We start from the raw sequence: 21,347 nt of genomic DNA on the forward strand, positions 1-21,347 counted from the left end.
TAAGGCTGTAAGAAGCTTTTATGATTGAATCTCAAAGCCGGTCTTGCTTGGAAACAATCTTAGTCGTTTAATAAGCTGTCGATAAAACTATTATGTTTGTGTAGGATAAAATCATGAATAGCCTCATAACAAACTAATGATAATAATTTTGTCCGTACAATAATAAGTGAGGTGAATGAGATGGAAATGAATAACAACCAGATTGATTATACTGCTAAGGGGCGCGTTTTTTTGGGCGCCGTTGAAAATGGAGAGATAAAATTGACTCCTTTAGGATTTGAATTTGAGTATTCGAACCGTCGAATTGGTAAAAATCTCAACTTTCCTTGGCATACTATTGTCAAAGTTGAATTGGATGTGTCTCTTCGAGGAAAAGTCGGCTCACAATTTGGTCTATATCTAAATACAAATTCTAAAATAAGATTTTCCTCTAAAGATTCTGGAGCAATTTTGAAACGAATCGGTCAACAGATTGGTACTGATAAATTAGTTAGAAGTCGCAGTCTTCTGGCACCTCTGATGGATGGGCTTAAACTATAAAAACTTGTTAAGCTACACTATAATCAAACCAACTAAAAAATGGGAACTCTTTTAGTTGGCGCTTTAGCAAATTGAAATTTGAATTTGCGACTTTATGGTTAAACCTTGTATAATTCAGATAATCCTTCTTTTAATTACATTTTCCTATAATATAATGATAACATTTTTATAAGAAATCTCTAAATCATATCCGATAATCTTTGACAAAACAACAGATATTTTGGTAAAATAGGGGACAGAAGCTGGTCTAGCATTTGTTTTTGTAGAGAACTTGTGGTGGTGTGAACAAGTAAAATAGAGTAATGACCTTCTACTTCTTTATTTTTCTCATGAAAATGAGAACGTTTAGCTCACGTTATGAGTGCTAGAGTTCTGATAGTTTTGACAGTTCGTCAAATTTTCTGTCAGTAAATTTAGGTGGAACCGTGCAATGACAGCGCCCTAATTCTTATGAATTTTGGGCGTTTTTATATTTTATTTTACTGACAGATTTCTGTCAGTGATGATTTATAAGTTAAAAATCTTAAACAACTGAGTATAACTATTTTGACGTGGTAAAATTAATACTGTTTCACTTTCAAACTTACTGCTTGACAGTTGCTACGCTGTCCGTTTGATTGCCATTTGGCGTTGCCTCTATCTCTAGACTTAGAGATAGAGGACAAATGTTCTAAGGTCATGCGAAGCTAGTAAGCAAATCTTGCATCTTCGCTTTGCTACGCTGTCGATTTCACTAGCCGACTACTAGGTGAAACGACTAGCATATCCGTAAGGCTGAAGCGCAAACGGCTATCCTATAAAGTAGGAAGTTCAAATCGCAATCCAGCAAAGCTGGCAAGACGAAATGGTAAGAGCAAAAAGACAAAGCAGCAAGGCAAAATGGTTCGCTACGAAAGCAGAGTCTGCTAGTCGCACTAAGTAGAGTTGAAAGTGAACTAGTATAAAAATGGTTAAACTCACATTTTACAAGGAGAATCTTATGTTAGATATTAAAAGAATTCGTTCAGACTTCGATGAAGTCGCTAAAAAATTAGCCACTCGTGGTGTGGTTAAAGAAACATTGGAAGAACTTCGCGCGCTTGATGTTAGCCGCCGTGAACTTATCGTGAAATCGGAAGAATTAAAAAAAGAGCGTAATGCTGTTTCTGAAGAAATCGCTCAAATCAAGCGTACTAAAGGCGATGCTTCTACTCAAATTGCTGCGATGCAAAAAGTATCTGCAGAGGTGAAGCACATTGATGCTGAACTCGCTGACATCGAAACAAAATTGACTGAGTATACAACGACTCTACCAAATATTCCTGCTGACAGCACACCTATCGGTGCTGATGAAGATGACAATGTCGAAGTCCGTCGTATTGGAGATGTACCGACATTTGATTTTGAACCCAAAGCACATTGGGACTTAGGTGAAGCGCTTGACATTCTTGATTGGGAACGTGGTGGAAAGGTGACTGGTTCACGCTTCTTGTTCTACAAGGGTGCTGGTGCAAGGCTTGAACGTGCACTTTATAACTTTATGTTAGACGAGCATGCTAAAGAAGGTTACACTGAGATGATCCCACCTTATATGGTCAATCAAGATTCAATGTTTGGCACTGGTCAATATCCTAAATTTAAAGAAGATACCTTTGAGCTAAAAGACGAACGTGGATTTGTCTTGATTCCTACGGCAGAGGTTCCTTTGACAAATTACTACCGTGGTGAGATTTTGGATGGTAGCGAACTCCCAATTTATTTCACAGCAATGAGTCCTTCATTCCGTTCTGAAGCTGGTTCTGCTGGGCGCGACACGCGTGGTTTGATTCGTTTGCACCAATTTCATAAAGTAGAAATGGTAAAATTCACAAAACCTGAAAATTCTTATGATGAGTTAGAAAAAATGACTCAAAACGCTGAAAACATTCTCCAAAAGTTGGGACTTGCTTATCGTGTCATGGCTCTCTCAACGGGTGATATGGGCTTCTCTGCCGCTAAAACCTATGACTTAGAAGTATGGATTCCTGCACAAAATACTTATCGTGAAATTTCTTCTTGCTCAAACTGTGAAGATTTTCAAGCTCGCCGTGCGCAAATCCGTTACCGTGATGAAGATGGAAAAGTACATCTTCTCCATACTTTGAATGGTTCTGGACTTGCTGTTGGACGATGTGTTGCTGCCATTTTAGAAAACTACCAAAATGCTGACGGCTCTATAACTATCCCTGAGGTGCTTCGCCCTTACATGGGTGGTCTGGAAGTAATTAAATAATAGCTCATAACTTTGAAGTGATTACTTCATTGGTGGGGAATTTTTTCCCCTACCAATGTTAGAGCACAACCTCTAGGCGTAACAGCAACTAAAGCTGCAACAGTCTGCTTAACATCAAAGATATAAGGTCACACCGTAGTGAAGTTTCGTTATCCATTCGCTCTATCTTCACTTTGCTACGCTGTCGATTTCACTAAGCCACTAAAGTCGCAAGGCGAAGTGGTCTTGTTCCTGAAGCCTAAGCGCTAAGACCCTATAGGACAGTGGAACGAAATCAGAGCCTGGTGCTGCTTATCCCAGCCCCTTATAAAGGTGGAGGAATTGCGATTGCGACTAGCCACTTTATAGGATAGCCATTGGCGCTTCAGTGCTTACGGATATGCTAATTGTTTTACCTAGTCGCGTAGCGAGCATTGACAGCGTAGCCCAGAGGGCAGAGATGGCACGCACGTTCTAAGTTAAAAAAAGCTGTCAGCATACTGACAGCTTTTTCAGCTCTGCTGATAAAGCTTTTATCCGCCGATTCAATGCTCATGTTAATCGCATTGAACTGACAGAATTTTTTTAATCATCAATTCAATGACAATTTCTTTCAGTAACTATAGTTATTTTCTATCCTAACCGCAGCCATAATAAGAAAAGAATTCTTGTAAGTGATATAATAAATAAAATTCGAGTTGGAGGTTTTTTTATGAATAAAATTTTTCCCGAAAAACTAAAACAAACTGACGAAATTCGTGTCATTTCCCCAAGTTCATCTTTACTGCGGACAGGATCCTTTGACGAAAAACTAAAAGCTAAAAAACGCCTTGAATCTCTTGGTTTCAAGGTAACATTTGGCGAGCATATTTTGGAAAATGATTTGCTTGAATCCAGTAGCATTGCTTCACGTATCGCAGACTTCCACGCTGCTTTCTTGGATAAAAATGTAAAAGCGATTTTATGCACGATTGGTGGATTTGATGCCAACGAACTTCTCCCTTATATTAACTGGGAAATTGTTCGCAAAAATCCAAAAATATTCTGTGGTTTTTCAGACATCACTGTGCTCCATAACGCCATCTTTGCAAATACAGGACTTGTGACTTACTATGGACCAGGATACATCGCTTTTTTGATGGATGAAGGACAAGAGTTTCAGACTGCTGAATGGCTCAAAGCTGTTGCTGGTAAAAGCTCATATGGACTCATTGCGAGCGACTTTTACACTAGTGATGCATGGTATGATCCAACGCAACCCCGCCATCTGCTTCCTGCTTCATGGAAAGTTTACAATTCTGGGTATGCCCGTGGCACGATTTTGGGTGGCAATCTGAATACTTTAATGCTAGTCACTGGTACAAATGCTCAAGTTAAAGCTAAGTGTCCGATTGCTTTTTTAGAAAATGCTGAACAAGAAGATTTTTATGACTGGGATAGAGAGTTAGCACACTTTTTACAAATTTATCCTGATATTTCTGGATTAATCATCGGACGTTTTCCAAAAGAGGAACAGATGACACCGGAGATTCTACATTTTATTTTGGACAAACATCCTATTCTCAAAAAAATTCCTGTAATTTATGATGTTGACTTTGGACATACTCAACCAATTTTCACCTTTCCATTAGGAGGTGAAGTTGAGGTCTCTACTGAACCGTTAAAAATACAGGTACTCAATGGATAATTAGCGAAGTGATTTGGCACAGAACAAAAAGTTTATGAATACAAATTACGATTTGAGCTTCTACATTTTATAGGATTCAGCACCATAACGAACTCCTTCACCTTGTTATGTAGAGCGCACACTGAGTGTGTCATGATGTTTTTTGTGCGATGAAATTAGTCCCCAATATCAATTGAATTGGATGTTAGTTCTTACATTGGTACATAATAAAAAAGTTCTGACCAAATAGCCAGAACTTTTTTATCAAAGCAAGTGCGTGCTATCTCCACCCTTTGGGCTACGCTATCGATGCACCACGGGTATCCCATTCGCTCTAAACTGCTAAAGCAAAAGGCAAAGCACCTAGTCGCAATCACAATACCCCTTCCTAGGTGCAACATCTAGAGATTGTACCCTAAATTCAGTGGGGAGTCGAAACTCCCACTGAATAAGTCTTGACTTCATTAAAGTTCAATAATATTGCCTGAATTCAAATAGACAATCCACTCACAAAGGTTCACAGCATAACCTGTGATACGCTCAAGATAAACAAGCGTGAGAAGATATTCCTTACCCGTGGTTACTGTTTCAGAGTTTTCCTTCATCCCTTCAAGAACTTTTTCTTGAATTTCACGACTCATATTTTTAATCGTATATTGTTGTTCCGCAATTTCATGCGCACGAACATCATTTCCTTGAATATAGGCATTAAGCGATGCATCTACGATTGATTTCACTTTTTCACCAAGAAGACTGATATCTTCTTCAACAATATGGATTCGTTCTTCACCTTTAAGTGAAATCGTTGCTTTAGCAATAGAGGCAACATGATCCCCCATTCTCTCAAGGTCTGATGAAGCTTTCAGCACCGTGATAATAGTACGCAAATCACTTGATACAGGTTGTTGGAGTGCAATCATTTCCAATGATTGAGTTTCAAGACTCTTTTCTTGCTCATTAATCGCATGGTCGCCTTCAATAACATCTTCTGCTAAATCACGGTCGTGGCTGACAAATGCACGAACTGCCTTGTTCAATTGAGCTGAAACTTGCGTTCCCATTGAATAAAATTGATTATGAAGTTTATTTAAATCTTCTTCAAATTGTGTACGAAGCATAGACTCCTCTTTCTTATTTTAACAAATTTCTTATCTTGTATTATAACACAAAATATTATAAAACTTTTTCATCAACTTGCTGACAAAACTTTTGTCAGTAAAATTAAAGATGAACTGCAGATATACTGACTTGCACTTGCCTTTTGCTCTTGACGCTTCAGCGACTAAGCAAACGGACAAATGTTCTGAGCGCAAGAAGTAGTTTGCGTGAAACGCAAAGGTTGCGATTGCGACTAGGTGCTTTAGCACTGTAGCGAACCATTTCGCCTTGCTGCTTTAGCAGTTTAGAGCGAATGGATACCCGTGGTGCATCAACAACGTAGCGCAGCGAAGTGACTTTTAAGCCGTAGGTTTAAAAGTCAAACAGTATTAAGACTGACAGAAATCTGTCAGTAAATCTTGAGGTAAAACAATCAGTTTATCTTTTATCAAAGCAAGTGCGTGCTAATACTCCGACCTCTTAGGTCGGAGATAAAGCAGCACTAAGCTTTGAATTTCGTCCGACTAAATTCAGTGGTGAGTTGAAACTCCCACTGAATAAGTCTTGACTTCATTTCTAGCCAAACTTACCTGCAACATAGTCCTCTGTCTCCTGCTTTTCTGGATTCAAGAAGATTTTCTTTGTGTCATCCATTTCAATGACATCACCATTGAGCATAAAAGCAGTCCGGTCAGAGATTCTTGAAGCCTGTTGCATACTATGAGTCACCATAATCAGTGTATAATCTTTGCGTAATTCGATCAGTGTTTCTTCGATACGTCCCGCAGAAATTGGGTCAAGCGCCGATGTTGCTTCATCAAGCAGAATAATTTCAGGATTGACCGCCAAAACACGTGCAATACAAACCCGTTGTTGCTGACCACCAGATAGGCCAAGCGCTGATGTGTGCAAGATATCTTTCACTTCGTCCCAAATATTTGCTGCTTTCAGTGAATTTTCTACCACTTCATCAAGATGTGCTTTATCCTTCACTCCTTTCAAACGCAGTCCATAAACAACATTTTCATAAATTGAAAATGGAAAAGGATTTGGTTGTTGAAAGACCATCCCAATTTCTTTCCGTAAGTCAACAGTATCAATTTTAGGACTATAAATATTTTTCCCTTTATAGTCAATCGCACCTGTAATCGTTACAGTTGGAATCAAATCATTCATTCGATTAATTGAACGTAGGAGCGTTGATTTCCCACAACCAGACGGTCCAATCAAGCTTGTAATTTCATTCTTATAGAATGTCATATTAATATTATTCAGTGCTTTTTTCTTCCCATAATAAAGCGAAAGGTCACTGACCGTTAAAACTACTTCTTTTGTCATATTTTTCCCTTTGTCAGCATACTGACAGAATCCTGTCAGTAGCAAATATCTACTAATACTGCTTAATTTCTAAAATTTCCTTTTAGAAATTACTACTCCGCTACGTTACATTGTCTATGTACCACAGGTATCCGTAGAACATTTGTCCTCTTAAGTCAGCAGAGCTGACAACGATAGAGGCATCCGCTCTATTTCCGCTGTTGATTTCACTGAGCCTCTAGGTGAACAACTAGTATATCCGTTCCTGCTTTAAGCGCAAGCGGCTATCCTTATAAAGTGGCAAGTTCAAATCATATCCAGCAAAGTTGGCAAGACGAAATGGTAAGAGCAAAAGGCAGTATACTTGCAGTTCAACTACTAAATCTACGCATACAAGTTTAGAAATGAACTAGTATAAATTGAACTCGGAAAGATAAAAGCTAGTGAAAAAAGATAAAATTGTGAACCGCACAAATGCAGAACCGAAAACTTTTCCTATTTTTCATCGCTTTTGAACGAGCCTTCCTCATATCTTAACCAAAGTGTCCTGAAACGTAGTCCTCAGTAGATTTCAAACTTGGTGAGGTAAAAATCGTACTTGTTTTATCATACTCGATTAAATCACCAGAATAGAAGAAAGCAGTATTATCAGAAGCACGCGAAGCTTGAGCCATGTTGTGTGTCACAATAATAATCGTGTAATCCTTTTTAAGTTCCATCATGGTTTCTTCAATTTGCATGGTAGAGATAGGATCGAGTGCTGATGCTGGCTCATCCATCAATATAATTTCTGGTTTTACTGACAACGCACGCGCGATACAGAGTCGTTGTGCTTGCCCACCAGACATCGCTAACGCTGATTGATTAAGTGAATCTTTCACTTGTTCCCATAAAGCAGCTTGTTTAAGCGATTTTTCAACAATTTCATCCAATTTTTTCTTATCTTTTACGCCAGCTCTCCGATGAATAAAAGCAATATTCTCATAGATAGATTTTGGAAATGGGTTTGGACGTTGAAAGACCATTCCAATTTGCTTACGAACCTCAAATACATTAACCTTCTGGTCATTGATATTAACGCCTTCGTAATTGATTTCTCCAGTCACTCTTGCACCGTCAATTGTATCGTTCATACGATTCAATGCACGCAGATAGGTTGATTTCCCTGAACCAGAAGGACCAATAAGCGCTGTAATTTCGTTTTTAGGAAAACTCATCGTTACCCCATGAATTGCTTCTTTTGTCCCATTATAGAAAACACGCAAATCAGTAGTTGAAAGAGCAATTTCATTTTCTGGCACCATAATTTGGCGCTCATTCCAGTCATAAGTTGTTGCCATATATAAGCTGTGAGACCCCTCCTAGTATCTAAGGGAGCTCAATTCCTTTCTTTTACAAGTTTGCCTTTAATTTGATGAAGTCAGTTTCTTATGAATTCGATTCCCAAGGAAACGTGCCCCTAAATTAAAGAGCAAAACAAAGATAATCAATACCGCTGACGCACCTGCTGAAATTTGTTGCGCTGTTGCAATCGTACCTTCAGTATTAAGTGCCCAGATATGTACTGCTAAAGTTTCAGCAGGTCTGAAGAGTGATAAAGGTGATGTGATACTCATTGGATTCCAATTTGTCCAATTGATTGGAAGGTTGGTTTGTCCTGCAGTATAGATAAGTGCTGCGGCTTCCCCAAAGACACGACCAGAGGACAAGATAACCCCAGTGATAATCCCTGGAACAGCAGCTGGCAAAATTACTTGAAGTGCAGTTTCCCATCTTGACATTCCAAGTGCCAAACCACCTTCACGTTGAGTGGTTGGAATGGCGCGAAGTGATTCCTCAACATTACGTGTCATCAATGGTAGATTAAAAACTGTCAACGCTAATGCACCAGATAAAACTGAAAATCCTAAGCCAAATTGTAAAACGAAGATTAACATCCCAAACAAACCGACTACGATAGAAGGGAGTGAAGACAATACTTCAATTGCAGAGCGAACGACTCCGGTCAACCAATGTTTTTGGTTGGCGTATTCAGAAAGATAGATTCCCGCTCCAAGTGATAAAGGAACAGAAATAATCAATGTTACAAGTAAAAGATAAATAGAGTTGAAGAGTTGAACAGCAATACCACCACCAGTCAACGGGTTAGATGCTGTTGTAATAAATTCCCAAGAAATATGAGGTAATCCCTTAGCTAGAATATAACTCAAGAGAAAAGCTAGAATAAGGACAATGATGCCTGAAAGGACGTAAAGGACGCCAGTGGCAATCTTATCAGAGCGTTTAGCGTTCATTATTTGAGACTTCCTTTCTTAGCAATCGCACGCATTGCAAGGTTAAAGAGGAGTGACATGATTAAGAGAAGTAATGCAAGTGACCAAAGCGCGTTAAGTTGAATACCTGGTGTTGCGTTTGGAATTCCTGAAGTCAAGATTGAGGTCAAGGTAGATGCTGGTGAAATCAAGTTTTTTGGCATCATAACAGCATTACCTACAACCATTTGAATAGCAAGTGCTTCACCAAATGCACGCGCCATACCAAAAATAACGGCAGTCAAGATACCTGGTGTTGCTGCTCTTAATAACACGCGCCAAATTGTTTGCCAACGTGTCGCCCCAAGCCCAAGAGAAGCTTCTTTATAATGACCTGGCACAGCTCTTAAAGCATCTACTGTCATACTGGTTACTGTCGGAAGAATCATAACAAAAAGGACAAACACACCAGACAAAAGTCCGAGTCCCGTACCACCAAATGCATGACGGATGATTGGAACAACAACTGTTAAACCAATAAATCCATAAACAACAGATGGAATACCAACAAGAAGTTCAATAACAGGTTGAAGAATTTTTTTACCATATTTTGGTGAAATCTCTGTCATATAAATTCCCGCACCGATAGCAAATGGAGTTGCAACAAGCGCCGAAAGTACTGTGACAATCAATGAACCAGAAAACATAGGAAGTGCACCAACAGCAGGTTTACCGTCTGGTCCCAAATTTCCAGGCGACCAATTTGTCCCAAAAAGGAAACGAAATGGATTAACACCATTGGCATAAAAAGTTGACAATCCTTTTTGTGCAACAAAAACAAGAATCGCGCCAACCACAAAAACGATAAGGGCAATACACAAGAAAGTTAAACTTTTACCGAATTTTTCGAGTTTAGAATTTTTATTGCCTGAAAGCAATTTTTCTTTGATTTTTGAGTTTTCCATATAGACCTAACTAAAATTAATTTTGACATGGCATTTTTATTGACAAGTCCACTTTTTTATCGAAGCAAGTGCGTGCTGCTTTAGCAGCTAGCTTCGCATGACCATTGGCTGTAAGTCCCTAAAGTGCCAACTCCAAATGGCAATCAAACGGACAGCGAAGATAGCGACTAGAGAAAATGAACAAATGTTTTATGAAACTCCCACTGAATAAGTCTTGACTTCATTATCTTAAAGTTCGGATTTTGTTCACAAATCAAAGCTGACTCTCGCCAGCCTCGATTTACTAAAATTTTTTTCTGTCAGTAAGTAATAGTTTTGAAGTGATTACTTCATCAGTGGGAGATTCTTTTTTCCACCACCAATGCTAGCTTACATCAAAGATATGAGGTCACCTGTCCCTGAAGTCTAAGCGCTAAGACCCTAGGGCAGTAGAACGAAAGCAGAGCTTGCCACTTCGCCTTATCGCTTTTAGCGAGTTGCGATTTCGACTAGGCACGTCCGTGCCGTAGCGAGAATCGACAGCGCAGTGAAACGGAGATAGAGCGAATGGACAGTGAGAGATGGTGCTGCTTATCCCACCACCTAAAGAGGTGGGGATGTAGCACGCACTTGCTTGGTTAAAAGTATCGTGATAATCACGACTGTATGCTTGCTTCAAAAGCATTATTTTACCTTTGTTACTGTACCGTTAGCATCACGATCCACCTTCATCTCGGAAACACGGATGTATCCGAGTTCTTCAAGAGTTTTTTTATCATTTTTGACATACTCTATAAACCGATTTTCTATTTTGTTATCATTAGATTTGTTGGTATACATATGCTCGTAAGACCAGATTTTCCATTCATTCGTCTTAACATTATCATATGTTGGTTTGACATTATCAACATTCAATGCTTTAACTCCTGGCTTTTCTGTGTAACTAAAAGCAACATAAGAAATTGCACCTGGTGTTTGACCAACAAGCTGAACAACTGAACCAGAAGCATCTTGTGTCGGACCATTGATTTCTGTAGCATTATTTAATCCGTACTTATCAAAGTTCACTCGTGTTCCAGAACCTGCAGTACGACCAATGACAGTAATTTTTTGATTTTGACCGCCAACTTGCTTCCAATTTGTAATTTTCCCAGTGAATATATCAATCAATTGTTGTTGAGTCAGATTTGACACCTTCAAACTTTTATTGACAATCGGTGCAAAGCCAATTACCGCAACCTTATGGTCAGTAATTTTATTTGCCGCAATACCCGATTTTTCTTCTGCGAAAATATCTGAATTTCCGATTTGAAATGAACCCGCTGCAACCTGAGCAAGTCCCACACCAGAACCACCGCCTTGAACCATGATAATATCTTCTGGATTCTGTTTCATATAATCCATTGAAGCATGCTCAACCATAGGTTGCAAAGCTGTCGAGCCACCTGCAGTAACTTGCTTATTACCAGCACCACAAGCCGATAAAACTGCTAAAGCAGATGCCGCTACTAAAGCGATAAAAATTTTCTTCTTCATGCCTTAATTATATCATAAGGGCTGTATAATTTAAGAGAAATGACAGCGTTTTTATGTAAATAATTTGTAAACGAAACAGGAAATTGCCCATCTCCATAACGGAAGTGAGCAAGTATATTCCTGTCTTTTTTAAAAAAGAATGAAGAAAATTTTTAACGCCTCAAAATGTGCGTTAGTTTGCCAAAACTGCTTACGAGTATTTGGCAAAGTGAGAGACTAGACAGACTTATAGGAATTCATCTGTCTTGCTTATATAAGTAACTGACAGAATTCTTGTCAGTACTGACAAAACATAAAGCGACAAAAGATTTTGATTTATGAAGAAGAAAATTTTTATCGCTTTAGTTTATTAAGAAAGAGGCTGATTGATTCCTGCTTGTACCAATCAGCACATGGTATTATTTATTAGTTACATTTCCGTCAGCATCACGGCTAACTTTCATGTCACTTACAGGGATATAACCCAGTTTTTTGATATCTGTTGTATCATTGGCAATGTATTTGATGAATGCTTTATCAGCAGCACTTTCTTTTTTAGCGTTTGTATACATATGCTCATAAGACCAAACTTTATAATCATTTGTTGCAACATTTTCTTCTGTTGGTTCAACACCATCAATAGAAACTGCTTTAATATCTTTGCTTGTATCAACGTATGAGAGAGCAACGTATGAAACAGCGCCTGGTGTTTGTCCTACCATTGTTACAACTGAACCAGAAGCATCTTGTGTTGGACCATTGACTTCTGTTGCACCACCAAGAGCGAATTTATCAAAGTTTACACGTGTACCAGAGCCTTCTGTACGACCGATGACAGTAATCTTTTGGTCAGGTCCACCCACTTGTTTCCAGTTGGTCACTTTTCCAGTAAATACATCTTGAAGTTGTTGTGAAGTCAAATTTTTCACGTCAATCTTAGCATTTACGATTGGAGCAAAACCAACAACTGCTACTTTGTGGTCAGTAATTGCTGAAGCATCAATACCAGATTTTTCTTCCGCAAAAATATCAGAGTTCCCGATTTGGAATGAACCTGCAGCAACTTGAGTCAATCCAACACCAGAACCACCACCTTGAACAGTGACTTGAACATTAGGGTTTTTAGCCATAAATTCAGTTGAAGCTTGTTGTGCCAATGGTTGGAGCGCAGTCGAACCACCTGCAATAATTTTACCTGACAATGCTTTATCAGATGAACTAGTGGAAGTAGATGATGAACCATTAGATGAACCACATGCCGCTAGAGTCAAAAGTGCGCTACCGGCAACAAGAGCAACAAGAATTTGTTTTTTCATGAGAAGTTTCTCCAATTAATTTCTAAATAAGTTTGTTAAGCACCTTTTGCTTACAAAACTATTCTATCATCAAAATGCCTCTCCAAATGTAAACCCTTGGTAAATACTAAGTAAATGAAATGTAAACAGAATAAATTCACTCAAAAAATCACCTATCAGCATCGTAAACTCTGTCAGTACAATAAGATTTAATGCCATTTTACTTCTAAAAACCCTTTTCTTTTTTTTGTTGTTACACCTAGAGGTTATACCCTAAATTCAGTGGTGAGTTACCCTTTTATCAGTCGCATTGCCTTTTACTCTTGCTGCTTTAGCAGCTGGAGAAAATGGACAAATGTTTTACGAAACTCCCACTGAATAAGGCTTGACTTCATTAAATCAACCCAACAAAAAAACGGTCAGCATTTTGACCGTTTTGTCAGTACACTGACAGAATTTATTACCGTTCGTCAGTAGATATGCGCTTCGCTTTTGAACATATACAAACCTTTAGCAACAGCAACTTCAATGAAAACAACGCTATCCTCATCAGTTAATCAGCGATTATAAGACTTGAGTTGCCTTGCAATATCTCGATTTTGGTCTTTACGCTTGAGCGTTTCACGTTTATCATACTGCTTTTTCCCGCGCGCAAGTCCCATCAATACCTTAGCAAATCCGTTTTTCAGATACACTTTCAATGGAATAAATGTTACGCCCGTTCCCGCTAATTCTTTGTCAATCTTAGCAATTTCTTTCTTATTAAGCAGCAACTTTCGCGTTCTCAACTCATCCACATTAAAAATATTTCCCTGCTCAAAAGGTGCAATATGCACATTTGATAACCATACCTCACCATTTCTTACACGTGCAAAACCATCTTTTAACTGTATTTTAGACTGTCTGACAGACTTTATTTCCGTTCCTGTCAGCACAATTCCAGCCTCAAAAGTTTCAAAAATTTCATAATCGTGCCTTGCTTTTTTATTTTGCGCTAACGGCTTATCCTCTGTGTTTTTTACCATAAATTCATTTTACCACATCATTCAAAGATTTTCTCGTCCCCATGCATCCAATGCTTGCATAAAAGGAACAAGCTCCCTCCCTTTATCTGTCAAATAATATTCCACATGAGGAGGAATCGTTTGGAAATCCTTACGAGCAACTAGATTTTTCTCAATCAAAGTTTCCAACGAACGTGTTAACATCACATTTGTAATTCCCTTAACTTCGCGCCGCAACTGATTAAACCGAATCCCTTCCCTCTTACAAATTGCCCATAAAATATTCACTTTCCATTTTCCACCAAAAACATCCATCACACGACGAACCCCACATTCCTCAATCATATTTTTCTCCCATCTAAAAATTTACAGTAACAAAAAAGTGCGTACTTATATTTTATAATTCATTATACTATAATATCTTTATACAACTCACACTTCAAAACTCTCAAAAGCTGAAGAAATCTTTTTATCGAAGCAAGTGCGTGCTGACTCCCCTTGAGATAAGCAACACTAGCATTTGCTTTCGTTAGGTTCTTGGCGCTTTAGCGATGAGATTTGAATTTGTTACTTTAGCAACTTTGCGAAATTGCCAGTGTTCGTGAGGTCACCCTAACAATTAGTGGAGAAGAAAGAATCCCCGCCAATGAAGTAATCACTTCAACAGAGTTTGTTCTCCTTGAAATGAGTGAAAAAAGATAAATCGTACTTAGAAGCTCTGATCCCCATGCAATCTCCTATCTATGTGCTTTCAACACTCCGCTGTTCTTTTGCTTGCATCATCTTCGCTTCGCTATCCATTCGTTCTATCTCCGCTTTAATCTACTTCCGATTTCACTATCTCCGCAACTTCGTTGCTTCGCTGTCCATGCTCGCTACGGTGCTACGTGATTTGCACGCCGTTCTATGAACGGTCTCCGCAACTCTGTTGCTCCGCTGTCCTTTTGCTTATCTGCTAAAGCAGTAAGAGCAAAAGGCAAAGCACCTAGTCGCAGTGGCAACAACTAGCATAGCCGTTGCTGCTTTAGCGCCAACGGCTATCCTATAAGTGGCAAGTTCAAATCGCAATCCAGCAAAGCTCGCAAGACGAAATGGTAAGAGCAAGAGGCAAAGTTCCAAGAGCTAAGTAGCATTTTTTATCATTTCAAAGCAGCCAGACTCATATCTTATTCACAAGGAGAAAAAATGTCACCACTCGAATTTTTAGATGCACGTTCCTCAGTCAGAGCGTTCGATCCCAATGCCAAAATCAGCACTGAAGAAATCAAGAACATTTTGTCACACGCTGCAAATGCCCCTTCCAGCAACAATTTTCAACCCTGGAAAGTCATCGTCATTAAAAATAAAGCCAAACAGAAAATTTTAAAAACCTTCTCAGCAAATCAAAAACAAGTCGAAGATTCATCTGCTGTTTTCCTTATTTTGGGTGATAAATCCGCCTATGATATTCAAAAAATTATGGACTTCAACCTTAGAAACAACATTATTCACCAAGATGAGCTTAGAGAAAAAATAGAACGAGTAACAACTTATCTTCAACTACATCCTGAAGACATTGAAAATGAAGGCTTACGTTTTGATGTTGGGCTTTTTTCGATGAATCTGATGTATGTCGTAAGAGCTTTTGGATACGAATCCGTGCCAATGCGTGGTGTATTTTTTGATAAAATTATGGATTATTTAAACATTCCAAAAACCTATGAACCTATCCTCATGCTCCCTGTTGGCAAAGCTTTACAGCCTGGTTTTCCACACCTTCGCTATCCCATTGATGAATTTTCAAATATCATCGAATAGAAAAACTATCGCAAAATCTTGCGATAGTTTTTACTTTTATACTAATTTTTCACTAACTCTATCCAAGAGTACCCCAATACCAGCAGTATTAGAACCACCAGCCATCGCCATGTCTGGCTTACCGCCACCTCGGCCATCAATCAATGGAGCAAGTTCTTTAACCAAATTTCCTGCTTTGACCTCTGATGATTTGCTTGCCACCAAAAGACTTACTTTTTCACCAATTTTTGCAACAAGCACTAGCACATCTGAGCGCTCCTTTTGTTTCCAAATATCTGCAAGTTGGCGCAAACCATTTGCATCAGGGACAGATACCTCACTAGCAACAAAAGTCAAATCTCCTACTGATTGTACATTTTTGAAAATTTCATCTGACTGACTTGCTGCAAGTTTTCCTGCTAAAGCCTCATTTTCTTTCTGAGCGGTTTTTAGCTCATCTTGAAGACTCGAAACCTTTGCTACCACTTGTGATATTTGCGGTGCCTTGATTACCCCTGCTACCTCATTCAAAGTATTTTCAGCCTCCTTAAAGGCTTCATAAGCTTTTTGACCCGTCACTGCAATAATCCGACGAACACCAGATCCGATTCCTTCTTCTTTGATAATCTTGAACAGACCAATTTCAGAAGTTGTTGCTGTATGTGTTCCTCCACAAAGCTCCACCGAATAATCACCAATTTTCACAACTCGAACAACTTTTCCATATTTTTCACCAAAAAGTGCCATTGCTCCCATTGATTTCGCTGTTTCCACATCTGTTTCAATCGTATCAACTTTTATAGATTGCCAAATCACTTCATTAACCTGACGTTCAATCGCTGCTAATTCCTCTTTTGTCACTTGTGCAAAGTGAGTGAAGTCAAAACGGAGGAAGTCAACTTCATTAAGTGATCCTGCTTGTAAGGCATGATTACCTACAATATGATGAAGCGCTGCATGAAGTAAATGAGTCGCCGTATGATTTTTAACAACGGCATTACGCCGCTCTACATCAATCTCTAGAGTATAAGTATCACCGACCTTGAGTGTTGATAAAATTTCTACTTGGTGTAGATTTTGTCCATGAGGAGCGTGTTGCACATCTAAAACATTTGCCACCACTTGGCCAGAAGCATTTTTTATCACACCGTGGTCAGCAACTTGTCCACCCATTTCAGCATAAAATGGAGTGACATCAAATACAAGTTGAGCTGTACCAGTTACATTTTCAACAAGTTCATTATCTTTAACTGCTACCAACAATTTCGCTTGTGCTACTTTATCTTCATAAAGGAAAGTTGATTCAACCTCAATTGAAGACAAAGTTTCATTTTGAGCGCCCATTGAGCCACCCTTAACCACTGCACTCCGCGCTCTGTCTTGCTGCTCTTTCATTGCAGCTTTGAAACCTTCATGGTCAATCTTGAAGCCTTCATCATAAGCAAGTTCCTCTGTTAATTCGACTGGGAAACCATACGTATCATAAAGACGGAAAATATCTTCTCCATCAAGTGTATCTTTCCCCTCAGCTTTGAGCTTAGTCAGGAGTTCATCAATCAACTTTTGTCCCGCATCAATGGTTCGATTAAATGTTTCTTCTTCACGATCAATAATCTGCATGATAAAGTCTTGCTTTTCAAGCACTTCAGGATAGTAACTTTGCATGATTTTTCCAACAGTTGGAACTAATGACGCCAAGAATTTGCCTTGAATACCTAATTTTTTCCCATGCATAACAGCACGGCGTAGCAAACGACGTAAAACATAGCCCCGTCCTTCATTTCCAGGCAATGCCCCATCACCAATAGCGAAACTCAATGAACGAATATGGTCCGCAATAACCTTAAAACTCATGTTTTCTCCATCAGAATCATAAGTTTTTCCAGATAGTTTCTCAATTTCACGAATAATAGGGAGAAAAAGGTCAGTATCAAAGTTAGTTTTTCCACCTTGAATGATACAAACCATACGCTCCAACCCCATACCTGTATCTATATTTTTCTGAGGCAATTCAGGATATTCTGAACGTGGGATTGCAGGATTAGCATTAAATTGAGAAAGGACAATATTCCAGATTTCAATATAACGGTCATTTTCAATATCATCTGCTAGTAACTTTAATCCGACGTGTTCTGGATCATATGTCTCACCACGGTCGAAGAAAATTTCTGTATCTGGTCCCGAAGGTCCAGCCCCAATTTCCCAAAAATTATCCTCAATAGGAACAAGGTGGAAGGGTCAACTCCGACTTCTACCCAACGATTAAAGGTATCTTTATCATCAGGATAATAAGTAATGTATAATTTTTCAGCTGGAAATTCAAACCATTCTTTACTTGTCAACAGTTCCCAAGCATAAGCAATCGCTTCTTTACGGAAATAATCACCAATAGAAAAATTCCCCAACATCTCAAACATCGTATGATGACGTGCTGTTTTACCTACATTTTCAATATCATTTGTCCGAATTGCCTTTTGTGCATTAGTAATTCTAGGATTTTCTGGAACAACTGAACCATCAAAATATTTTTTCAATGTTGCAACACCAGAATTAATCCAAAGTAAAGTTGGATCATTTACTGGTACAAGACTTTGTGAAGGTTCTACTGTATGATTTTTTGATTTAAAAAATTCAAGAAACATTTGACGAACTTCTGCTGAAGTCATGGTTTTCATTAAGATTTCTCCTTTAGACTTTCCACTATCCATTTTATAGTTAGTCTTACTTTTCCATTAAGCGTCTAACCTATTTAGAAAGGGAAATTCATTTCAAATTATTATTTATTTATTTTAATTTGTGTGTTTATTCACAATAAAACGATAAAAAACTACCGTAAACAAAGGGCGCATACAGTTAAATACCGCGGTACCACCCTTATTCACGATAGAATTTCTATCATCTCTTTTGATTGTCAAAGCAGTTTTCTCTGCTATTTAAGCACTGTTGTTTTAACCTACTCATTTTCAGCACCATGAGCTCTCTGCAAAGTTAAAGTTTTAATTATTAGTTAGATGATGAGCTTGATGAAGTTTGTGTAAATTGTGAGAAAAGATTTGAGAACGCTGTTTCTTTCACAGTAACATTATACTTTTTCAAGTAAGAAGCAATCACACCACTAACATATGTTGTATCAGACTCTTTTTGAGATTTGATGACATCTTGAAGTTCTTTTTTATACTTATTCATATCAGTACCTTTGTCAGATGTTTTAACCATCTCAACGATATAATATGAAGTAGAACCTGTAGAAGCATCAGAGGCTTCAATAACATCTGAGAATTCGCCATTCTTCAACTTGAAAGCTGCTGTTTGAACTTCCGCTGGTACTGTTGTAGAAGTCGAATTAAACGTTATTTTGCTTGAAGCATTTGTTTTCTCAAAGCTCGCTTTACCAGCATCATCTTTCTTTGCTGCTGCCAATGCTTTGGTTGCAGCATCTTTTGATGTTTCAGAAACCACATAAGCAGTCACATCTGGGTGATAAGTTTTCCATGCTGCTTCAAGATTTGCTTTTATATATTGTGTCGTTTTGATATCATGATCAATCGCTGCTTGTTCAAGCATTTGAGTACGCATATATGGCGTAAAACTCGCTTCTGTCAATCCTTGTTGTTGCAAAGCCGAAGAGAATTGATCGCCGTATTGACTCTTAATATCCTTAACTTGAGCTGCAACTTTTTTATCTGTCACTTCTTTCCCAAACTCTTTACTAAAAATTTTATCAAATGTTAAGTTTTGGAGTAAAGTGTTTGTTGGTTGTGATGGAAATTCTTTTGCTTCGTTATAGAGGTCTGACACACGAATTGTATCACCTTTCATGGTAATAATATCCTTGCTCGCTGAGTCATTGTTTGAACAACCCGAAAGTGTTACGAGCGCGGCACCTGCGAAAACTGTAGCAATAGCTAAACTGAGTTTTTTGAATTTCAAAATATTCTCCCCTACATGATGACCGAGCAGCCACTTCGGTCTAAAATCATTAATTTATTTTTAACTTGTTGTAATTATAACATAAAAAGTTAAATAAAACTTTATTTATGCAAAGTTTCAATTTTTGTCATATTTCCAAGGGTTTAGCGACATTTTATCATCAATAACCCATCTCCAAGTGGAAGAACACTCGTCATATATTTAGAATTATCAAATACTTCATCAAATAGCCTACGCAATCCTCGCTCTAGAGCACGTTGCGTTCTCTTAATTTCCATGATAGGGACTAATATTTCGCCTGCCTGAAAAACATCATCCATCAAGATAACCCCATTATCAGATAATAACTCTAATGCATTTGGCAGAAATTCGATATATTTTGATTTCGCCGAATCCATAAAAATAATGTCATATTTTTTATGTCCATCTCTTTTCAAAACTGATAAAACATCAGCAGCATCGCCTTCTTTAAGGATAATTTGATGACGAGAATCATATTTTTTTAGATTTTCTTTTGCCAAAGCAATCATTTCAGGATTTCGGTCTATTGTCACAATCTCAGCACTAGGAGCAGCTTCTGCCATCATAAGCGCTGAAAAACCAATGGCTGTTCCGACTTCCAGAATACGTTTAGGCTGCATAATACTAATCAGCATTTGAAAATAAGTCACAGTTTCATGCGGAATTACGGGAATATTGTTTTCTTTAGCAAAGGCAAGAACTTTTGTAATATCTCCACTCAACTGAGTTTGGCTTCTACGCATCCAGTCAACAAGTTCTGGTTTTACAACTGGACGGTTCATCATTGGATTACTTGTACGTTTATAGGTTTCAACCACGAATTAATGGTTTCCTTTCTTTATTCGCTATTTTTTATCATATTCAGATAAACTCTCATTCCATCTTCATCAGACTGTTCATAAGTAAAATTCAACCGTTTTCCAACATCATTTGCTAACAGATGAAAAAGGTCGCAGGCAGTAAAAATTGCTTGCCACGAATCTTTTTCATCCTCTGATAAATATGTTTTTTTATAAGCTTCATAGAGTTCATCAGGAAGGTAGGATTTAATATGCTTTCCCCACATTCCCGTTGTTAATTCAAAGTTATGCTGTACTGCAATAAACCAGTCTAACATGGTTTCTAATTCTAAATGAACTGTTTCCATATACATTCGCATTGTATACGAGATCTGTTGGCGCTTTATTCCTTTTGCTACATTGTTTAGGCACCACCAAAATTCATTGCACGATGCTGCATATTCTGCTTCTGTCGGTTTTTTTATCCAGTATCCTTTGTCGTTTGATGAAGGAATTTCTTTTAAAATATTATCTTTATCAAGTAATGGAATGGTTAGCGTATCTTCTCCAAAACTATTTTTATCCTTATTTTCAATTTGTAAGTCAATTCTGACACCATCCTGAAAAAGCATCAGCCACGTGTGGTGACCGTCAGGTCTGGGGGATTGAGGTTCCTGGATAATCAAAGGAGTACCAAATTTCTGTGGAAATTTTTTGTCTTCAATAAATGAACTAATTTCTGTGACAATGTAAACAATATCATAGTCTTGATATTTATCGCGATTTATGTTGGGATTTGCTCTTGAACCATTAAGATAAACTGCTCGTACACGTTCATCAGATTGCGCAATTTCTAAAATTAACTTCATCATTTCTTGGTCTTTTCGCATGATTACTCCTTAACCTCGCTTTTCTATCTTATACTAGTTCCTTTTAGAAATTAAGCCATATTAATACTGTTAAAGTTTTCGTCTTACGCA

Annotated in this window: 17 protein-coding genes and 1 pseudogene; 4 read left to right on the top strand and 14 right to left on the bottom strand. The window is 38.1% G+C overall.

The annotated features are described in order from the left end of the window. Window positions 1-180: 180 nt before the first annotated feature. The 3 genes from FLP15_RS11490 (at window position 181) to FLP15_RS11500 (ending at window position 4,457) form a co-directional block, all read left to right on the top strand. A complete protein-coding gene (locus FLP15_RS11490; RefSeq protein ID WP_142767223.1) occupies window positions 181-540 on the top strand; it encodes a DUF956 family protein in 360 nt (119 codons plus the stop codon). Between the two features lie 979 nt (window positions 541-1,519). Next, window positions 1,520-2,791, top strand: a complete 1,272-nt coding sequence (serS, locus tag FLP15_RS11495) for a serine--tRNA ligase (protein ID WP_142767224.1) — start codon at window positions 1,520-1,522, stop codon at window positions 2,789-2,791. A gap of 691 nt (window positions 2,792-3,482) precedes the next feature. After that, window positions 3,483-4,457 carry a S66 family peptidase gene (locus FLP15_RS11500; RefSeq protein ID WP_142767225.1) on the top strand — a complete coding sequence of 325 codons (975 nt, stop codon included), beginning with the start codon at window positions 3,483-3,485 and terminating at the stop codon, window positions 4,455-4,457. 443 nt (window positions 4,458-4,900) lie between these two features. Here the strand turns inward: FLP15_RS11500 and phoU are convergent, their stop codons facing one another. The 10 genes from phoU to FLP15_RS11545 form a co-directional block, all read right to left on the bottom strand. Continuing rightward, window positions 4,901-5,554: a phosphate signaling complex protein PhoU gene (gene phoU / locus FLP15_RS11505; protein ID WP_142767226.1), complete on the bottom strand. Its 654-nt coding sequence runs from the start codon at window positions 5,552-5,554 to the stop codon at window positions 4,901-4,903. 556 nt (window positions 5,555-6,110) lie between these two features. After that, window positions 6,111-6,872, bottom strand: coding sequence for a phosphate ABC transporter ATP-binding protein PstB (pstB, locus tag FLP15_RS11510; protein ID WP_142767227.1), 762 nt, complete (start codon window positions 6,870-6,872; stop codon window positions 6,111-6,113). Window positions 6,873-7,384: 512 nt separating this feature from the next. Then, window positions 7,385-8,191 (bottom strand): phosphate ABC transporter ATP-binding protein PstB, encoded by an 807-nt coding sequence (gene pstB / locus FLP15_RS11515; protein ID WP_142767228.1) that lies wholly within the window; start codon window positions 8,189-8,191, stop codon window positions 7,385-7,387. A 66-nt stretch (window positions 8,192-8,257) separates the two neighbouring features. Beyond that, entirely contained in the window at window positions 8,258-9,145 is an 888-nt protein-coding gene (gene pstA, locus FLP15_RS11520) for a phosphate ABC transporter permease PstA (RefSeq protein ID WP_142767229.1), read from the bottom strand. Beyond that, the gene (gene pstC / locus FLP15_RS11525; RefSeq protein WP_120772136.1) at window positions 9,145-10,068 is read right to left on the bottom strand and encodes a phosphate ABC transporter permease subunit PstC; all 924 of its coding nucleotides are present in this window, start codon (window positions 10,066-10,068) and stop codon (window positions 9,145-9,147) included. The genes pstA and pstC overlap by 1 nt, the downstream gene beginning before the upstream one ends. A gap of 663 nt (window positions 10,069-10,731) precedes the next feature. Next, entirely contained in the window at window positions 10,732-11,583 is an 852-nt protein-coding gene (locus FLP15_RS11530) for a phosphate ABC transporter substrate-binding protein (protein WP_142767230.1), read from the bottom strand. A 398-nt stretch (window positions 11,584-11,981) separates the two neighbouring features. Continuing rightward, window positions 11,982-12,878 carry a phosphate ABC transporter substrate-binding protein gene (locus FLP15_RS11535; protein WP_120772138.1) on the bottom strand — a complete coding sequence of 299 codons (897 nt, stop codon included), beginning with the start codon at window positions 12,876-12,878 and terminating at the stop codon, window positions 11,982-11,984. Between the two features lie 69 nt (window positions 12,879-12,947). Beyond that, window positions 12,948-13,076 (bottom strand): hypothetical protein, encoded by a 129-nt coding sequence (locus tag FLP15_RS13665; RefSeq protein ID WP_280954076.1) that lies wholly within the window; start codon window positions 13,074-13,076, stop codon window positions 12,948-12,950. A gap of 338 nt (window positions 13,077-13,414) precedes the next feature. Continuing rightward, window positions 13,415-13,882, bottom strand: a complete 468-nt coding sequence (gene smpB, locus FLP15_RS11540; RefSeq protein WP_142767231.1) for an SsrA-binding protein SmpB — start codon at window positions 13,880-13,882, stop codon at window positions 13,415-13,417. Window positions 13,883-13,903: 21 nt separating this feature from the next. Continuing rightward, window positions 13,904-14,206, bottom strand: coding sequence for a winged helix-turn-helix transcriptional regulator (locus tag FLP15_RS11545; protein ID WP_142767232.1), 303 nt, complete (start codon window positions 14,204-14,206; stop codon window positions 13,904-13,906). Between the two features lie 840 nt (window positions 14,207-15,046). Between FLP15_RS11545 and FLP15_RS11550 the strand changes: the two genes are divergently transcribed. After that, the gene (locus tag FLP15_RS11550) at window positions 15,047-15,658 is read left to right on the top strand and encodes a nitroreductase family protein (RefSeq protein ID WP_142767233.1); all 612 of its coding nucleotides are present in this window, start codon (window positions 15,047-15,049) and stop codon (window positions 15,656-15,658) included. Window positions 15,659-15,694: 36 nt separating this feature from the next. On the opposite strand, the pseudogene alaS reads toward FLP15_RS11550, so the two are convergent. The 4 genes and pseudogenes from alaS to FLP15_RS11570 all read right to left on the bottom strand — a co-directional run bounded on the left by alaS (window position 15,695) and on the right by FLP15_RS11570 (window position 21,257). After that, window positions 15,695-18,312: pseudogene (gene alaS / locus FLP15_RS11555) on the bottom strand (alanine--tRNA ligase). Window positions 18,313-18,640: 328 nt separating this feature from the next. Beyond that, window positions 18,641-19,567: a peptidyl-prolyl cis-trans isomerase gene (locus FLP15_RS11560; protein WP_142767234.1), complete on the bottom strand. Its 927-nt coding sequence runs from the start codon at window positions 19,565-19,567 to the stop codon at window positions 18,641-18,643. Window positions 19,568-19,710: 143 nt separating this feature from the next. Continuing rightward, the gene (locus FLP15_RS11565) at window positions 19,711-20,406 is read right to left on the bottom strand and encodes an O-methyltransferase (protein WP_142767235.1); all 696 of its coding nucleotides are present in this window, start codon (window positions 20,404-20,406) and stop codon (window positions 19,711-19,713) included. A 20-nt stretch (window positions 20,407-20,426) separates the two neighbouring features. Then, window positions 20,427-21,257, bottom strand: coding sequence for an aminoglycoside 6-adenylyltransferase (locus FLP15_RS11570; RefSeq protein WP_142767236.1), 831 nt, complete (start codon window positions 21,255-21,257; stop codon window positions 20,427-20,429). Window positions 21,258-21,347: the final 90 nt, after the last annotated feature.

This window comes from Lactococcus protaetiae (genome assembly GCF_006965445.1).
Lineage (GTDB): Bacteria > Bacillota > Bacilli > Lactobacillales > Streptococcaceae > Lactococcus > Lactococcus protaetiae.